General features: G+C 29.0%; 17 protein-coding genes and 1 pseudogene. 1 reads left to right on the top strand and 17 read right to left on the bottom strand.

What is annotated here, in order from left to right; translation table 11 throughout:
- Positions 1-92: 92 nt before the first annotated feature.
- From KDK92_RS23200 to KDK92_RS24945, 4 genes and pseudogenes are all read right to left on the bottom strand, one after another.
- A complete protein-coding gene (locus KDK92_RS23200; protein WP_250861811.1) occupies positions 93-269 on the bottom strand; it encodes a YjfB family protein in 177 nt (58 codons plus the stop codon).
- Positions 270-366: 97 nt separating this feature from the next.
- Positions 367-1,179, bottom strand: a complete 813-nt coding sequence (locus tag KDK92_RS23195) for a flagellin (RefSeq protein ID WP_250861810.1) — start codon at positions 1,177-1,179, stop codon at positions 367-369.
- 352 nt (positions 1,180-1,531) lie between these two features.
- Positions 1,532-1,657 (bottom strand): annotated as a pseudogene (locus KDK92_RS23190) (IS66 family transposase); the annotation flags it as partial.
- Positions 1,658-1,674: 17 nt separating this feature from the next.
- Positions 1,675-1,749 carry a hypothetical protein gene (locus KDK92_RS24945; RefSeq protein WP_420852359.1) on the bottom strand — a complete coding sequence of 25 codons (75 nt, stop codon included), beginning with the start codon at positions 1,747-1,749 and terminating at the stop codon, positions 1,675-1,677.
- A gap of 275 nt (positions 1,750-2,024) precedes the next feature.
- Between KDK92_RS24945 and KDK92_RS23185 the strand changes: the two genes are divergently transcribed.
- Positions 2,025-2,204: a DUF4351 domain-containing protein gene (locus tag KDK92_RS23185; RefSeq protein ID WP_338115289.1), complete on the top strand. Its 180-nt coding sequence runs from the start codon at positions 2,025-2,027 to the stop codon at positions 2,202-2,204.
- A 118-nt stretch (positions 2,205-2,322) separates the two neighbouring features.
- Here the strand turns inward: KDK92_RS23185 and KDK92_RS23180 are convergent, their stop codons facing one another.
- From KDK92_RS23180 to KDK92_RS23120, 13 genes are all read right to left on the bottom strand, one after another.
- Entirely contained in the window at positions 2,323-3,180 is an 858-nt protein-coding gene (locus tag KDK92_RS23180) for a flagellin (protein WP_250861809.1), read from the bottom strand.
- Positions 3,181-3,359: 179 nt separating this feature from the next.
- The gene (locus tag KDK92_RS23175) at positions 3,360-4,391 is read right to left on the bottom strand and encodes a glycosyltransferase (RefSeq protein ID WP_338115288.1); all 1,032 of its coding nucleotides are present in this window, start codon (positions 4,389-4,391) and stop codon (positions 3,360-3,362) included.
- 174 nt (positions 4,392-4,565) lie between these two features.
- Positions 4,566-5,948, bottom strand: a complete 1,383-nt coding sequence (locus tag KDK92_RS23170; RefSeq protein ID WP_250861807.1) for a glycosyltransferase family 2 protein — start codon at positions 5,946-5,948, stop codon at positions 4,566-4,568.
- Between the two features lie 29 nt (positions 5,949-5,977).
- The gene (locus KDK92_RS23165) at positions 5,978-7,288 is read right to left on the bottom strand and encodes a polysaccharide pyruvyl transferase family protein (protein WP_250861806.1); all 1,311 of its coding nucleotides are present in this window, start codon (positions 7,286-7,288) and stop codon (positions 5,978-5,980) included.
- 112 nt (positions 7,289-7,400) lie between these two features.
- Positions 7,401-8,564: an FkbM family methyltransferase gene (locus KDK92_RS23160; RefSeq protein WP_250861805.1), complete on the bottom strand. Its 1,164-nt coding sequence runs from the start codon at positions 8,562-8,564 to the stop codon at positions 7,401-7,403.
- Positions 8,565-8,568: 4 nt separating this feature from the next.
- Entirely contained in the window at positions 8,569-8,805 is a 237-nt protein-coding gene (locus KDK92_RS23155) for an acyl carrier protein (RefSeq protein WP_250861804.1), read from the bottom strand.
- Between the two features lie 13 nt (positions 8,806-8,818).
- A complete protein-coding gene (locus tag KDK92_RS23150; protein WP_250861803.1) occupies positions 8,819-10,339 on the bottom strand; it encodes an amino acid adenylation domain-containing protein in 1,521 nt (506 codons plus the stop codon).
- A gap of 30 nt (positions 10,340-10,369) precedes the next feature.
- The gene (locus KDK92_RS23145) at positions 10,370-11,557 is read right to left on the bottom strand and encodes a hypothetical protein (protein ID WP_250861802.1); all 1,188 of its coding nucleotides are present in this window, start codon (positions 11,555-11,557) and stop codon (positions 10,370-10,372) included.
- Complete coding sequence (locus tag KDK92_RS23140; RefSeq protein ID WP_250861801.1) at positions 11,547-12,590, bottom strand: radical SAM/SPASM domain-containing protein; 1,044 nt, start codon at positions 12,588-12,590, stop codon at positions 11,547-11,549. The genes KDK92_RS23145 and KDK92_RS23140 overlap by 11 nt, the downstream gene beginning before the upstream one ends.
- Before the next feature lie 170 nt (positions 12,591-12,760).
- Positions 12,761-13,720, bottom strand: coding sequence for a glycosyltransferase family 2 protein (locus KDK92_RS23135; RefSeq protein ID WP_250861800.1), 960 nt, complete (start codon positions 13,718-13,720; stop codon positions 12,761-12,763).
- Between the two features lie 31 nt (positions 13,721-13,751).
- Positions 13,752-14,528 (bottom strand): glucose-1-phosphate cytidylyltransferase, encoded by a 777-nt coding sequence (gene rfbF, locus KDK92_RS23130; protein ID WP_250861799.1) that lies wholly within the window; start codon positions 14,526-14,528, stop codon positions 13,752-13,754.
- Between the two features lie 40 nt (positions 14,529-14,568).
- Positions 14,569-16,704, bottom strand: a complete 2,136-nt coding sequence (locus KDK92_RS23125; protein ID WP_250861798.1) for a glycosyltransferase — start codon at positions 16,702-16,704, stop codon at positions 14,569-14,571.
- Between the two features lie 146 nt (positions 16,705-16,850).
- A partial coding sequence (locus KDK92_RS23120) for a flagellin (protein ID WP_250861797.1) occupies positions 16,851-17,440 on the bottom strand: 590 nt, incomplete at its 5' end.

Raw genomic sequence — 17,440 nt, 5'->3', positions numbered from 1 at the left:
AAAGAACAAAGATAAAAGACTAAATAACAAAAAAACTTATATTTCGATAAAAAAATAGTAGAGAGTTATATCTCTACTAATTCTTATTATAATTAAGCTCTTACATTTAAATTATTTCCTAAATTAGGATTAACTGACTGTTCCAACATCTTATTCATGTTGGCAGCAATTTCTTTACTTGTATTCATAGTAAGTTTAGTTACTGCAAGACTAACTTGACTTTGTATTTTTGCACTGCTACTCATCATCGATAACCTTGATATATCCATAGAAATTTCCTCCTTTTCAATTTGACAATTGATTACGTTAAATAACTTCTAAACTAAACCTAGATTTTAAATTGTACGCTCTTAATTCATATCCTAATTATCTAAGCAGCGATAACACCATTCCATTACTCTGATTTGCCTGTGATAGCATTGCAATATTACTTTGATTCATAATATTCTCTTTTGCCATTTTCATAGCTACAAGTGCAATATCAGCATCACTAATTTTTGAATGTGCAGAATTTAAATTTGATATTGTATTATTAGTATTATTTATTGAAGATTCTAATCTATTTTGGTAAGCTCCAAATTCAGCTCTCTGAGAACTTACTCTATCTACTGATTTAGAAATAGCATCTATTGCCTCCTGCGCATTTGATAGATTGTCTAAAGATAAACTATCAATACTCAATCCAGATGAACTCATATCTCCACCCTTAATATTCATAAGTTCATCACTATTTGCTCCTACTAATAAGTTACTGTTCAAAGTTCCATCTAAAAGCTTCTTGCCGTTAAATTGTGTACTCTCAGCAATTGTAGTTATTTCTTCTTTCAAACTAGTAAACTCATGGTTTAACATTGCTCTATCTTCATCGGTAAGTATACCATTAGAGGCTTGTATCGCAAGTTCTTTCATTCTTCCTAAACTCTCATGAACAGAATTCAAAGCTCCTTCTGCTGTCTGAATCATAGAAACTCCTTCACTTGCATTTCTATTTCCCTGAACCATACCTCTAATCTGTCCATTCATCTGCTGAGAAATAAATAATCCTGCTGCATCATCTGCTGCTTTATTAATTCTCGAACCAGAAGATATCTGCTGTAGAGAATTATTATATGAGTGCTGTACTCTTGAGATACCATTATAAACATTTGCACTATTATTATTTTGTACTGCCATTGTCATAACTTCCACCTCTTCTTTTTTCTTATTATTTAATTAGGATTAAAATCCACATTAAACTTATTATAGTATATATTTCGTATTATTAATAAATTTCTGAAGTTATATATAATAATAAAGTATACTATCAAAAAAATTATTCATGCTCACTATACTATTTTCAAATAATTTGTAACTATTCTGCTATTGGGAATATCAATAGCTGTAATATTATTAGGTAAAACAAAAGAGATAGTTTTTAAGTCTATCCCTTAAAAGCGCTAGCTTTGTGAAATTGTAGGATCATATGGCTTTTATGTCAAAATAGTCTCTACACAGCTCAATACTCCAATCTTTTTCTTTTTAATGGTTGAAATATAGCCTCTTTACCTCGCTTCTTGTGAGCTGTATAACATGTCAACTCTTCATTTGATGCCACATGTATCCAATAGTTATTACCTTCAACTTTTAACCCAGTTTCATCAAAGTGAATGATTTTAGAGTTAATAAGCTCTTCTTTTAAGTTATCTTCTTAAATTCGTCGCTAGACGGTGGTTTGCTACTATTATTACTGTTTTTTTGACTTGTTTTCAAGTGTATTCACACGCTCATTAAGTACTCTATTCTCTTTAGTAAGTTAATCTATTTTAGCTTGTTGTTCTTTTATTTCATTTGACAGTGTTTTCATAGTATCAATCACTTGTCCAAGACCTTTGTTAAAAACTCTATAATTTTTCCTTCACTCATAGCACATACCACCATATCATTAGTTTTTTAAAGACAAGGTTATGAATACAAATAATAATGATAAATTGAAGTAAATTTTATATATTAAGATAACATAAAATCACTTCTTTTGTTATAGCTGAATAGTTACCAATAATAAACTTCAATGTTTAAGTTTACTTTATGTAATTTCAAAAAAATTCAAGAAAGCTCCAAATGAGTTTATTGAAAAAATCAGAACCTTATCCTCAGATATAATAGATATCCTAGCCTTAGAAATTTTTGATATGCAAGATATAAAGAATTTAGAAAAACACCTGTAATTCAAAGAACAAAGAACAAATGCGGATGATTTCTGCTGTGAAGATAATCTTTAATCTTTATGATTATAGTTTTGTGCAAGCAAAAGCTCCTAATTTATTCTTTGTTCTTTATTATTTTTTATCTTCCTCTTACACTCTCAAGTACTCTAAGAATTTCCCGAGGAAATTTATTTGTTTGTGCCATTATAGAATTGCTTGCATTAATCAGAATGTCATTTTTAGCAAGTTTCATACTTTCCTCAGCTACATCGGTATCCCTTATAGCACTCTCAGCTTCTGTATTTCTATCTCTAATCTCAATCAAGTTATTGTACATTGATTCAAATCTATTTTGTTTTGCTCCACTTTTAACTCTAACAGATAGAACCGTTTCTATAGCACTGTCTATTTTTTTAAGTGTATCACCAGTATTATTTAAATCAACTAAAGTTTTTCCATCTGAATCCATTAACCCAAGTCCTTTAGCAGTGACATTGTATGCTTCTAATGTAGCTGTTTCTCCAATATTACCACCAATAGTAACTTTTATCAATTTTGGATTTTTGTTATCTGCAATAGATTCATCACCAATCAGATTAACTCCATTGAAGTCATTACCTCCAGCCATTGACTGAATACCATTCAATATTTGATCAATCTCTAGATCAATATTTTTTTTATCATCACTACTCAAAGTATCTGTACCACCTTGAACTGCAAGATTTCTCAATCTCTTCAAACTGTCTGTTATAGAATTTAATACTCCATCTGCAGATTGAATCATAGAGACTGCATCCTGTGCATTTCTTGATGACATTTCAAGAGATCTAACCTGTAACCTCAACCTCTCACTCTGTGCAAGTTTATTAGGATTGTCTTTAGCTTTATTAAGCTGCTTCCCTGAAGAAATTTTTTCTATACTACTGGAATACCTATCTAATGTTCTAATATAATTTCTATATACATTCATAGAAGCTAAATTTTTATTCAAACGCATGCTCTCACCTCACTATTTCTATATTCGTATTAGGGTATAAAAACTTTATATGACAAATAAAATAAGCCCGTAAATAAATTTACGTATATTATACAAACTTATTTACTTGCTTAGTACTTTCTTTATATTTTACCCTATAACATAATATCTCTGTTATGAAATTATTGAATTCACTTTAATTATAAGTAATTAAGCCTTGTTTTTGCTAAAGGATAATCTCCACATAACCTATAGTAATTTAATGCTTCTTCTTTGAATCCTAAACATTCAAAAATTACACCTATATTATACAAAGGCAAAAAAGAAGTAATTCCCTCTATTTTACCTTCTTTAAATTCAGTACATTTAAGAAAAGTTTCAGCAGCTTTTTTGAAGTTACTATTATTCATTTCAATAAGTCCTATTAAAAATATAAAATCCGGAGAATTAAAGTAATATTTTTCATATTTCTTCAAACTTAAAGCTTTTTTAAATAGTTCAAGTTCTATCAATGTATAACCATAACTTTCGACTAAATCTTCTGCATATTCGTATGTAAAATTATCTAATAAAAGTACAGCGGTTTCAAAAAAATAATTAGCCTCTCTATACTCTTTACCCATGAAATAACTTTTTCCTAACTGATAATGTAAATATGGATCATTTGGATTTTCTTTTAGAGCCTCTTTTAATAATTTTATATTTCTTTGAATTTTATTTGTCCTACTTAATACTTCTTTTGAGTATCCTATATGATCTATAACTAAATCTATATTTTCTGTTCTGTAATCTTCCTTGTTTTTTAGAACTACTTGCTCATGTATAATTCCTTCATATTGAAAATATTTCTTATTGAAAAGCCTATTAACCCTTTCAATATACTTTTTTGTTCCGTATTTATCTTCATATTGGTTGATTCTTTTAAGTCTACCAACACACTTGTCATTATTTACATTAATAAACCTAAAAATATTTTCAATATCAAAATTCATTATAACTTCATCTGCATCTAATACTAAAACCCATTCATTAGATGCTTTAGATAATGAAAAATTCCTAGCTTTTGCAAAATCATTGCACCATTTAAAATCAAACACTTTGTCAGTATATTTTAAAGCTATTTCTTTAGTCTTATCTATAGACCCAGTATCAACAACTACAATTTCGTCAACAAGATTATTTAGACTACTTAAACATTTCTTTAAAGTTTCTTCTTCATTTTTAACTATCATACATAAGGTTAACATAAATTAGACTTCTCCTTTTGTTTCAGTACAATCTGTTATCTCTATAATATATATCAAATAATCTTTATAGTTTTATATAATAATTATTGGGGATTTTCTTTTAAAAAAGAAAATCCCCTTTTTATTTTTAAAATATAAAATTTCACTATTAACCCTTTATTAAATAATATTAATTTCGTTCTTATAGGATATTACATCTAAATCCTCCGGAACCATTTCTTCTAGTTCTCTAAGTATTTTTTTTGCAAAATCATTCTCTTTACGTTGTATATACGTAGTGACCAATAATTTATGAGCTAAAATAAACGCTTCAGGTTCTTCAAGTAATGCTGATGTCTTAATCATTAGGTTTAATAAATCCACTCTATATTCTTCTGAAGAACTACTATCATTTGCAAGCTCAAAAATAATAAGTTCATGAGCTTTTTGATATTTGCCATCAACTATTAATTTAACAATTGTTCTATATGTTTTAATAAAGTTCGGTTTCACAATACATTGATTTAATATAGGATTAATAGATAAAAATGCTTTATATACTCTATTTAAAGTTGAATTTGATGCCTTAACTTTGAATGAACCAATATAATCTATCACTTCAAAATACTGCTTAAGCATTTCATCATTTAGATATTCTTTTTCAAAAAGATATTTGGTATGATAATGTTCAAATATTCTTTCCAAGTACTCTAACTTATTCTCGTCCTGTAGATTAGAGCTAAACAACACTTTAATTGTATCCAATATTGCATTACAGTATACCTTATACACAAATGATAAGTTATGTTCACTTATTGTACCAAATCCCTTTAAATATTCTATTGCATGCTCAAGTAAAAAAACATCAGAATTAAACCTTTCGAAATTAAAAACATAAGAAGCTGATCCACTATGTACACGATAATTATGTACAACTTTATCAGAAAGGTAGATGCCATTTACACCATATAACAGTTCGAAACAAGTAAACGTATCCCCTCCATACATCAACCCCTCTGGTCTCTTTGCACACATAATCTCCCATCGTTTTCTAACTACTTCCGCTGAAAAGATTTTCCCCCAAACTGGTCTAAAAAACCGATGAATATACGGATACACTTCAGGCATTTGTTCTATAGGAAATGCACCTGATATTTCGCTTTTTCTAACCCCAATATTACCACTTTGTATATAGTGAAACTTCGACCCTCCAACAGCCACCTCAACATTATGCTTCATTGCTTGGCTGTATAGTTCATTCATAAAATCGGCTTCAAGCCAGTCATCACTGTCAAGAAGCATAAAAAACTCACCTTTTCCGTGTTCCATCAACATTCTCATTGATGAAAACTCAGGTTGATTATGTTCTAAATGAATAACATTAATTCTTTTGTCCCTAGATGCGTATTCATCTATAATCTCACCAGTTCTATCTGTGGATCCGTTATTTGCAATCCAATATTCAAATTCTCCCATTGTTTGTACAAGAACACTTTCTAGTGTTTGAGCAATTGTTTTTTCTGCGTTATAAGCTCGTGTCCCAATTGTTATTTTAGGTTTCAATGTTCATCACTCCTAATCTCCTAAGTCAATTACAAGAATGCAGTCCCCAACAAGCAGTACATCTCTTCTTTCTTCCCAATTTTTTCAAACAACATCTTTGCATCGTTTGATGCACCTACACTCGCTACAATTGTATAATACGAATCTTTTCCAGTTAAAATATTAGGTTTTTCTGTCCTTATTCCTCTGTAGTCTGTGTTTTTAAAACTATCAATTACCTTTACTAATTTGGCTTTTGGATACTTGTCTTGTATATATTCGTAGATTTCATCTACCGCATTTGTTAGTCCCCAAATTGCATATTCAATATAGCTATTCTCATCCCAACACTCTTGAAAGTAACGATCTAAAATTTTAAAATTCTTATGTGTAACACCAAAAAAATCCTTTAATTTTTTATGTTCAGTATTTTCATACATCTGACTTACAAAGTAAATATCTTGATACTTATCTATACACATTTTAATTCTTCCTATTGCTGCTTTCCTAAGTATAGCTTTCTCTTTTTCACATTCTACAGGTTTAGGTTCCCAATTAATTTTCGAAAACTCTTCATAAGAATAAACCGGTATATATTTATCAATCCAGCCAAACCTATAATCCACATCATCTTTTACTAAAATCACTGGAATTCCCATTGCAATGCAAGGTGATGCTACATGCATTCTTGATGTCACAACTAATTTAGCTTTTGAATACTCTTTATACTTATCTTTTGTAAAGTCAAAAATTCTATTTGGATTTTCATACCACTCATTTGAAAAGTAATATTGCTGAGTAGTAACTACAGCTTTTTCTAACATTCCTTCTGGAAGATATTTTTTAATTGAATAGGGAGCATCAACGAAATATACCCCTTCCCTTTCATTATCTGTATACTGCGTTTTAGGCAATGTTACTGTTAAACACCCTGATAGATATGCTTCAATCCCAAATTCCCTTAAAGTTGTCATTGTATACTCATCACGGCATCCTATAGGCTCATGTCTCTTTAAAAACCTAACATTATGAGCATCTTCCAATAATTTCCTACCATTCAATCCTATAGTGGTTAACGTACATGCTAAAAATATAGGTACTATGCGGTCTGGAAAATCAAACTTACCATCCGTCATAAAATTCTCATTAAAAATTGAATAATTTAATGGTAAGGCTATATATTCGCCTCTATAACTTTTAATATCTTTAAAATTTATACGAATAACCTCTTCCTTATTAATACCCATTTCGTCATACAAGGAGTCAATAATTATAAACTGCAAAAAATCCCCTATATTACAAATTTTTTTCTCTGTTTTATTATCGCAAAATTGATCAGTTTTAATATTCGCGTATTTCATAAAAATCTCCTTTAATCATTATAATATTATTCTAAAGCTAAATAAAAATCTTTTCCTAAATTAAATAGTAAAAATATTATAGAAATACTTTCACCTCATCAGAGGTGGATGCTCACTTATATATACAATATAATATACTTTTACTATCTCCAAATACGTTTTTCTGTCTTAAGTAAAACTTATAATTCTCATTAATACTCTTTAAGAGTAATGGTATATCGATAATGTGTTCAGGTGAAGTACCATAGTCTATAATGAATATTGGTTTATATTTATTAATTAACTTTTGACTCCCCTTTATTATTTTATAATCAGCACACATAGCATTCAACTTAATGATTGTATTATCAAATCGGCATCCTTTTGTTTCTTCCTTTTCAACTAACTCATCTAAAGTTATTGCTTCTACAAGCTCTTTAATACCTTTAGTTCCACTTTCCTTCATTAGCTTTTTTTCTTGAATTGATGAAACTTGATCAAACTCTCTAAATAAATTTGCATTAAAAAAATTATAATCGGACTTAGTATAATAAGCAACATATCCTTTTTTATCATCTAATGCAAAATTATAAAGACCTACCTTTTCCAGTTTAGCATAATTAATAAAGTTCATTAATGAACGAAAATTACCTTTTTCCATTTCTACACCAATTATTTTTTCATAATGTAAACCATTAAATTGAAGAAATTTTATAATTGTATCTCCAGTATAGGCTCCACAATCAATGTAACAATATTGGTGTTTTTTCGGTAAAATTGGGTCATCAAAAAAAGAATCCCCTGCGATATCATCCAACAAATTCATACCATTTCCAGATCTTTTAAAATGAATTAATTTATTAAATACTTTTTTTGATAGATCATCTTCAAACAAATTATATATTAAATTAAATTCTTCCAGCTTCTCTTTATCAATTTCTTCCTCGATAAATGCATCTTCAATCTTATAAGGTATACATAAAGGAATTACAGTGTTTTTTTCTCCATTCTGTTCTAAGTACTGAAGTATTTCTCTTGCTTTTTTAGGTAATACAGAAATAATCAAGATAAATTTCTCAAATCTTTTTCTCAGTTGAAAATAACTCAATACCTCAACATCAAAGATTTTATAATCTTTTTCATGTTTGGTTTCACAAAAACAAACAGGATTTATCCCATTATTTCTCAGATACTTAAAAACTCTTTGCCCTTGCCCACCTGCACCATATAATACAATCGGTAGTTCAGTTTCCTTCAATTCTTTCCATATGTTTATTTGTTGAATTTTAACTCCCAAACCATCACCCCTTATATCGTTTCACTAAACTCTCAATAGTAACTAAATTCTTGAAGTTCTCACTTTGGATATCTTTAGATAAAATTTCTATTCCATAGTAGTCCTCTATCTCATTAATAAGCACCATAATACCAAGCGAATCAAGAATCCCCTCATCTATTAGCTGGGTATCTATCTCAATATCTATATATTCATTTATTTCCTCAATAAAGCCTTTAATTACCTTCATTATCTCCGTCATCTTCAGTCACCTCCTAAATCTGTTCAAACTCTTGATTAATTCTCTTTCTATCAATTTTCCCATTAGCCGTCTTAGGGATTTGATCTACAATTCGTATTTTTCCAGGCAACATATACTTAGGAATCTTTTTCATTAAGCTCTTATATATTTCCTGTTCTGATAGCTGCTCTTCTATGGAACAGATTAAACGAATTTGCTTATCAATATGACTATAGACACAGCAACACTCTTTCACACCTTTAACAGAGATAGAAGCTCCTTCTATTTCTCCTAACTCAATTCGATGTCCTAAATGCTTAATTTGAAAGTCCTTTCGACCGATATAAATTATTTCTCCTAATGAATTATATTTTACCAAGTCTCCTGTTTTATATATTCTTTCAGGATATTTATCATTAAGCGGATTCTGCACAAAAACTTTCTCAGTCTTTTCCCAGTTGCCATAATAACCGTGTGCTAAAGAGCTTCCCCTAACACATAACTCTCCAACTTCGTTTTCTTCAACTAATTGATTATGTTCATTTAACACCAAAATTTCTGTGTTATTACAAGGCATACCAATAGGTAAGGATTCCTCTTCATGAAAATCACGATTTACAATATAGTAACTGCAGACATCAGTTATTTCTGTTGGTCCATACATATTCACATATAGAGCATTTGGAAAAAGTCTTTTAACAGAATTTAGTATTTTAACCGGCATAACTTCTCCGCAAAACATAACCTTATCTAGCTCTGGTAAGAGCTGATTCTGTTCTAATTTATATCTTGATAAAGCATTTAATGCTGAAGGAACCCAAAAAATTGTATTTACTTTATAATTATACATAAAACTAATCAATTCTCGTTGGAAAGCAAAATATCTTTCAGGAATGAGCACTAATGTACATCCATGCTTAAGCGTCAAATAAATATCTAAAATTGAATTATCGAAATAAAACGGCGCTTGATTACCAAATATAGTGTTTTCATCAAAATCAAAAATTTCAGAAAGCCATTCAATATAATCAATTACTGCACGATGACTTACAACAACCCCTTTTGGTTCTCCTGTAGAGCCAGAAGTGAATAATACATATAATGGGTTTGTATCAATACTCCTCTTTACTATCGTTTGAATTTTATATTCATCAATTTGAGATGCAAATTCCGAATCACTTATCAATTGAGGTATATCTTGAAATGCATCCAACAATTTAGTATACCTAGAAGTACTAATCAACATAGAAGGTTCAAGAACATCTACTATTTTTAGTATTCTTTCCATAGGCATAGATGCATCAATTGGAACATAGTAGTTTCCACTAAGTACTATTCCCATAAACGCTACAATACTTGCTGGTGTCTTATCAGTAAAAACAGCAATTGGTTTATTAGTTATTCCTCTATTTATTTCAATGATTTTAGTAGCTATCTTTTTTGCTTCAATTTCAAGTTCTTGAAATGTTAACTTCATATTCTCGTTGCAAATAGCTATATTATTAGGTCTGCGTTTTGCAGAATCTTCTAGATATTTTATTACATTATGTATCATAAATTCCATCTCCTAAACTATATATCCAGTTTATTTCAATGCCTTCAAAAATTCTTCCAATATCATTTGTCTTCCCTTGGCATTAGCAGTCTCATCAATTGTTTTTGGATCAGCAAAATACTCCGAGCCTAAAATATAACTTAAATCTAGTAATTCATCCCCTTGTTCTCTAACCCACGCTTTCATCTTTTCACAATTGGTATCATATGCTACTTTAAACTTTTCTCCAATACATTCAAATGCATATTCATAGTTAACAGGGGGAATAAATGGAAGCACTCGAATTCCTTTGTCCTTGCACAATTCCAAAATTTTAATTAAGTATTCCATATCTTCAGTATTTTTCTTTATGTTATACATATAATTCATACGCAAAACCATACGTCGATTATTTTCCAAATGATCTCCTTGATAGTTTGAGGAAACATCTAGCTTAAAATTATTAAAACGCTCTTCTATAAGCTGATGGTACTCCACTAATTCAAATTCTGGATTTTGTAGATCATCTAAAATTTTACCAAATAAGTTTACATGTTGTGTACGCGGAAGTAGATGATGCTTTCCAGTAAAAACTTCAAAGTTAACCATTAATCCCACCACTTTAGGAATTATCCCTAAATGTAGCTGACCTTTTAAAATATTGTAGTACGAGCGTATTCCCATTCCATGCATTGCTAATACTTTAGCTCTTTTTTCTCCAAAAGAATTTTTTATCATATGACCAAGGTTATTATGATTAGTGTCATTTATTGAAATTTGCGATAATCCACAGTCTCCTAAAAATAAAATCTCTATAGGATCAATTCTGAAAAACTCTTCAATATAGCTAGGATATATTAAAGACTCAACAAAAAAATAGGTTTTATTTTTAATATATCCACTTTTCTCTAATTGCTTCTCTATTGAATATCCATTCTCAACGGATATTAATACTATGGCATTATCCCTTTTTTCTTCAATTAATTCAGGTGAATGAATTTCATATTGATTTATATATCCTCCGCACTTATCAGGGTTATTATCACAAAAAAGAAGCTGGTTGTAACCGAACTTTTCCATCAACTTACAAAACAACGAACCTCGAATTCCTGCTCCAAATATTATTATTTCTTTATTTATTAACAGATCCCTATGTTTCTCAACACACTCTTTCAATGCAATATAATCTTCATATGGCATAATAGTTACCGGCCAAGCGAAATTCCTTTTATTTGTCAATATTAAACTCACCCCTATCCATTCTAGTACTTATTTCGTCCAAATAATCATTTAAAGAATCTTCTTGTGTCATAATAGAGTTTTGAGCTATATAACAATCTTTACAATCATCTATGCTAACTCGTCCATGTTTTATATGCTGTTTTAGAAATTCTGTTCGTTCTTTAGAGTTCCAGCACTCATATAGATTTTTATTCTGAATATTACCTAGGAGTAAACCCATGGTGTGCTGAGTACAAGGATAAACATCTCCTTCTGGTGTAATAACTAGAGTGTAAAAAACAAATGAACAAGCTTTTTGGTATTGAACACTTTTACCATACTTATTCACATCATCTGCTGTCTCTTTTAATACTGACTCATAATCTACATTTTTCCACAAAGGAACTGTACGATTAATGACAATATTGTCAGAAATCGGTTCAAATAAATCAAATAACCTCTGTTTCTCATCATCTTCTATTGCAATATCTACGATTTGTATGTTTACTTTGGTCTTTGATTTATGAGTATATAATGTTCTTATTCCATGTAAAAAAGCATCAAAATCAATATCCACACCACAAATATCTTTATATTTTTTAGCAGTAACACCTTGCAATGAAACATTTATTTTATCGATTTGAGATTCTGCTAATTCAATGGCAAACTTCTCTGTTAACAATGTTCCATTTGTGTGAATCTCAACACTACTTTCTGGTAAATTTTCCTTTATATATTCCACCATTTCAGGTAATTTTTTATTAATTAGTGGTTCACCATGTCCAGAAAGGGAAATTTTTTTAGGTTTATGTTTGAACATTTTAATTTGCTCAACAATCAATCGGAACGTTTCCCATGACATAACATTATTCTTCCAAACATAAGATGAATCTCTACTTTCGCTATGAGCTCTAAAGCAATAAGTACATTTTAAGTTACAAACTTCACTTGTATCTATTACAATTGATAAAGGACTTTCTAATGGTACCTCTTTTCCTAAAATAATTCGTTTTTCTTGATAAACCGAATGTTGTTTAGTTATTTCATTCATTTCAATTCCTCTTCTCCATTTTGTGTAATTAAAATAGCGTAAAAATTTTTCTATATACTAAGATCAATTCCTCAAATAATTATTACCATATAAAATAACATTTTCATATCTAACAAATTTTCCACTCTTAATCTTTACATACTTACAAATATTCTTATAATAAAATATTCCTAGATTACTCTTTTCATATCATCATGTATATATTTTCTCATGAACTCTCTTTCAAATTCTTGTATATAGTTACTGTTGTAAAACTCCCAATAATTTTTAGTTAACTCTCTTTTTATAAAATTTAATTGTTTTTGACAGTTAGTTAAATTATTAGTCACTATTTTATTACACATTGAAATCATATAGGACCATTCACTGTAGTGAGCATAATCCGCTATTTCTGGAAATAAGTCCGAAATATATTCCGTTCGTTCGCGAAAAGCAGAAAAATACTCTTCTAGTTGCTTATGATTTAGTAGTTTATCATTTGTTGTAAATGCCGAATTATTAGTTTCATGTCTACGAATACAGTATTTTGGTAATCCATGTGCAACTATTTTGTTTGCATTTGCTAGATACTTATATCCCACTGTTATGTCCTCATAATTTCCTGTTTCTAAGAACCTAATTTTATCAAATAAATTCCTTTTAAATAATTTCGTAGGCATACCAACATTATACTTCTTACGTTTTAGCATTTCTACTACTGCCTCAGCTGAATTCATAATCAAGTAATCATCAAATACATAATTGGGCAATATCTCCCCATTCGCTTCTTTTATCGAACCGCATATAGATATATCTGCAGCATTATCTATTGCAAGATCATATAAAAATTCTAACATATCAGGCTCTGCTATATCGTCATCATCTATAAAAGTTATGTATTCACCTTTTGCTAAATCTAATCCTTTATTTCTACCAGCACCAATACCACAATTAGCAGACAAATTTATTACCTTAATTCTAGAGTCATCCTTCGTTAATTTTTCAGCCACTCTTCCACTTCCATCAGTAGATCCATTGTTAATAATAATAAATTCGTAATTTTCAAAAGTTTGATTCTTAATTGATTCTATAGCTTGGGCTACATAATCTTGACGATTGTGAGTAAGCATAATTACACTTATTTTAAACACTATATCCCCTCCTAAGCCATTTTCTATATAGTTACCACTTTTTCCACGGAGCTTTATCCTCAACCCATAATTGCTCTAAAAGTCTCTTATCTCTTTGAGTATCCATACATTGCCAAAATCCATGATGCTTATAAGCATTTAATTTGTTAATTCTTGTCAAACTTTCCAATGGTTCTTTCTCAAATATTGTCGAATCTCCTTCTATATAATCAAATATGCTCGGTTCTAAAACCATAAATCCACCATTAATCCAACCACCATCTTCTTTAGCTTTCTCAACAAATGATGTGATTGTTGAATTATCTTCTCCAATATCTAATACTCCAAACCTTCCACCTGGCTGTATTGCAGTCAAAGTTCCAATTTTACCACTTTCTTTATGGAAATTTAATAAATCAATAATATTTACATCACATACTCCATCGCCATAAGTTAACATAAAAGTTTCATTTCCAACATATTTTTGAACTCTTTTTAACCTTCCCCCCGTCATAGTATCTAGCCCCGTATCAACTAAAGTTACTTTCCAAGGTTCTGCAACATTTGAGTGAATAGTCATTTTATTATTTTGTGTAAAGTCAAATGTAACATCTGACCTATGCAAATAATAATCTGCAAAATATTCTTTTATAACATACCCTTTATATCCACAGCAAATAATAAAATCATTAAAACCATAATAAGTGTAATATTTCATTATATGCCATAATATCGGATTCCCACCAATCTCAATCATAGGTTTGGGTTTTAAATGAGATTCTTCAGATATTCTAGTTCCATAACCTCCAGCAAGTATTACAACTTTCATCTAAATACTCTCCCCTCTTCGGTAGTAAATTTTTATAATATTAATTCAAAAATTCTTTTACAAATTTTTTTACTTTTTTTTCTTGTCCATATAATATAATATCTTGTAAACAACACATCGATTCTTCTTCATAATTAAACTTTAATAAAAGCGAATATTTTATTACCATTAAATCAAAATCAAACTTAACTAGATCTAAACCTTCGTTAATAGTATTATACGCTTCTTGATATTTTTCACTATTTATAAGCCCTTGTATACTATTAACAAGTTCAGGAATAAAAGCTCTAATTTCATCATTTGCGGTGTATTGTTTCTGCTCTTCAATTAAAAGCTTTATATAATTCACATAGGATTTTTCTATTTGCAAAATTTCTTTAATAGACTTAATATACTCTATTGAATTTTCATATTTCTTTTGTAATGTCCCCTTCAATTTGACAATAAATCTCTCCTCAGATGAGAGCATCCAATCATTATCTTCTATTACATGCTTATTATAAGTTTTTAATATAGAATAGTAACTTTCCGCAATATAAGTCAAGAATAGCTCTTTTCTCTTATCTAAAGGCAATTTCCCACTTAAAAGTAAGGTTTTTTGCATAATTATTCTTATTATGACATTAGTGAAATTGTCAGGTTTTATTTTCTTTAAAGCTTCCAATAGAATTCCATTAAAATCAAAATATTCTCTACATAAGCTAAGTAGAATGTTTTCAAATTTACTTTTCCCATAAGATACAAAAAATCTACTTTCCTCTATTATATCATGCTTTAATAAATAATAAACATAAGTAAAGTATGGAATTTTACTTTGTAATATTCTATCTTTTATTATGATTATAGAATCTGGCTCTAATTTTCCATTTTTTCTAAATGAATAAACTAAAAATATGATTTCTCTTAATTCTTTATTTAAATCCATTTTACTAAGAATTTCTAAATCTTTTAATGAAACTTCTTTATGAATATATGTTAAAATTGTTTCATAATTTAATTTATCCACAAAATCATCTATTTTACCAATCTCATTCCAAAGTTTTCCTTCAACTATAATTTTAAGTATAAAGAACGTTTTATCTTTTAACAAATCTTTATTCTCAACTTTCATTATAGTAGCTAATGCATTTTGATAACACTTATTTTTATAATAACATAATGCTAAATTATACAGTACATTATCTTTATGACCTCTTGTAAGTATCGATAACGTAGTACAAGGTGTTAATAAGTTTTCTTTTAACTTATTAAAATAATATAAATATTTTTTATAAGCTTTTATAGCATCATCCTTTTTACCTAAATTATAATAAGCTTCTCCTAAGTAAAAATAAAAATCGAGAAAATCTTTACGATATTTTATTCCTTGTTTAATTTTAGGTATTAATGAAGAATACTCTTTAAGTTTATATAAAATAAAACAATATTTATCTAGAACATATATAAAATTATCCAATTGACCTTTTGCTTTATTATAAGATATTTCTATATATTTTAGAGCCTCATTTAAATCATTATGCATATCGTAACTTACTGCAATTTGAAAATTTATATATATATTATCTGGCTCCGTTTTTAATTCTTCTAATAAAAGCTTTATATTTCTTTGAAATTTATATTCCATAAGTTCATAATCGCTACTGTTATATCCATAATGAACAAAACGTATATTTGTATCAATTATTGGATGTTTGATTTGCGGTTGTTCATGAACAACACCTTCATATTTTACAGTATCTTTTTTGAATAGTCTTAGCAATGGGGATATATATCCATTTTTTATAGAATTCTCTATACTTTTATTAAAATTAATTATTTTAATAAGAGCGCTGTTATGTTGAATAAACCTCTTACTTTTAAGTAAATCACCTAATTCTTCAACATCATAAAGTACTTCATCAGCATCAACTACCATTATCCAATCTCCTGTACAATAGTTAATTGATTTATTTCTCATATCCCCAAAATTATCATTCCACTGGTGAAAATATATTTTATCTGTATACTTCTTAGCAATTTCCACTGTCTTATCTGTAGAACCAGTATCTACAATTATTATTTCCGTATCAATATAATTTTCTAATTGCCTCAATGGTTTTAATGTGTTCTCAATATATTTTTCTTCATTTCTAACTATCATAGCAATGCTAAGCTTCATTATATGTATTCCTTTCATTCAGTAATCTTCACTCATTTACTTATCGTATTTTTTTGTAATAACTTTATAAAAGATTGTGTATAAAAATAAAGAACCAGAGAAAACCCTCTAGTTCTTTATAGAAAAATGTAATTTAAAAACATATTAAAAATCAACTATTAAAATTATCTTAACAATTGTAGCACACCTTGTGGAGATTGATTAGCTTGGGCTAACATTGATTGCGCTGCTTGTTGTAATATATTGTTTTTGCTAAAGTTCATCATCTCTTTTGCCATGTCTACGTCTCTTACTCTTGATTCAGCAGCCTGTAAGTTTTCTGAAGCATTATCAAGGTTAGATATAGTATGTTCTAATCTATTTTGATATGCACCTAGTTTCGATCTTTGAGTTGAAACACTTTTTATAGCAGTATTTACAGAAGTGATAGCCGCTTTGGCACTTGTGTTATTAGTCACTGCTAAACTATCTACCCCTAAAGATGCAGAACCCATATTATCTATATTGATTTCTAGAGTTAAAGCGCTGTCAGAATTAGCTCCTATTTGTAAGTTAGCTCCATCCGTTTCTAAATCTCCATTTAATAAATTCTTTTCATTGAATTGAGTAGTACTAGAAATTCTATCGATTTCTGATGATAATGAGTCAATCTCTGATTTTATAGCAGTTCTATCAGCTGTAACGTTAGTATCGTTTGATGCTTGTACTGATAATTCTCTCATTCTTTGAAGTATGCTTTGAGTTTCATTTAATG

Origin of the sequence: Oceanirhabdus seepicola (assembly GCF_023684385.1) — a bacterium.
Taxonomy (GTDB): domain Bacteria; phylum Bacillota; class Clostridia; order Clostridiales; family Clostridiaceae; genus Oceanirhabdus; species Oceanirhabdus seepicola.
This window is presented reverse-complemented; position numbering and strand designations above follow the sequence as displayed.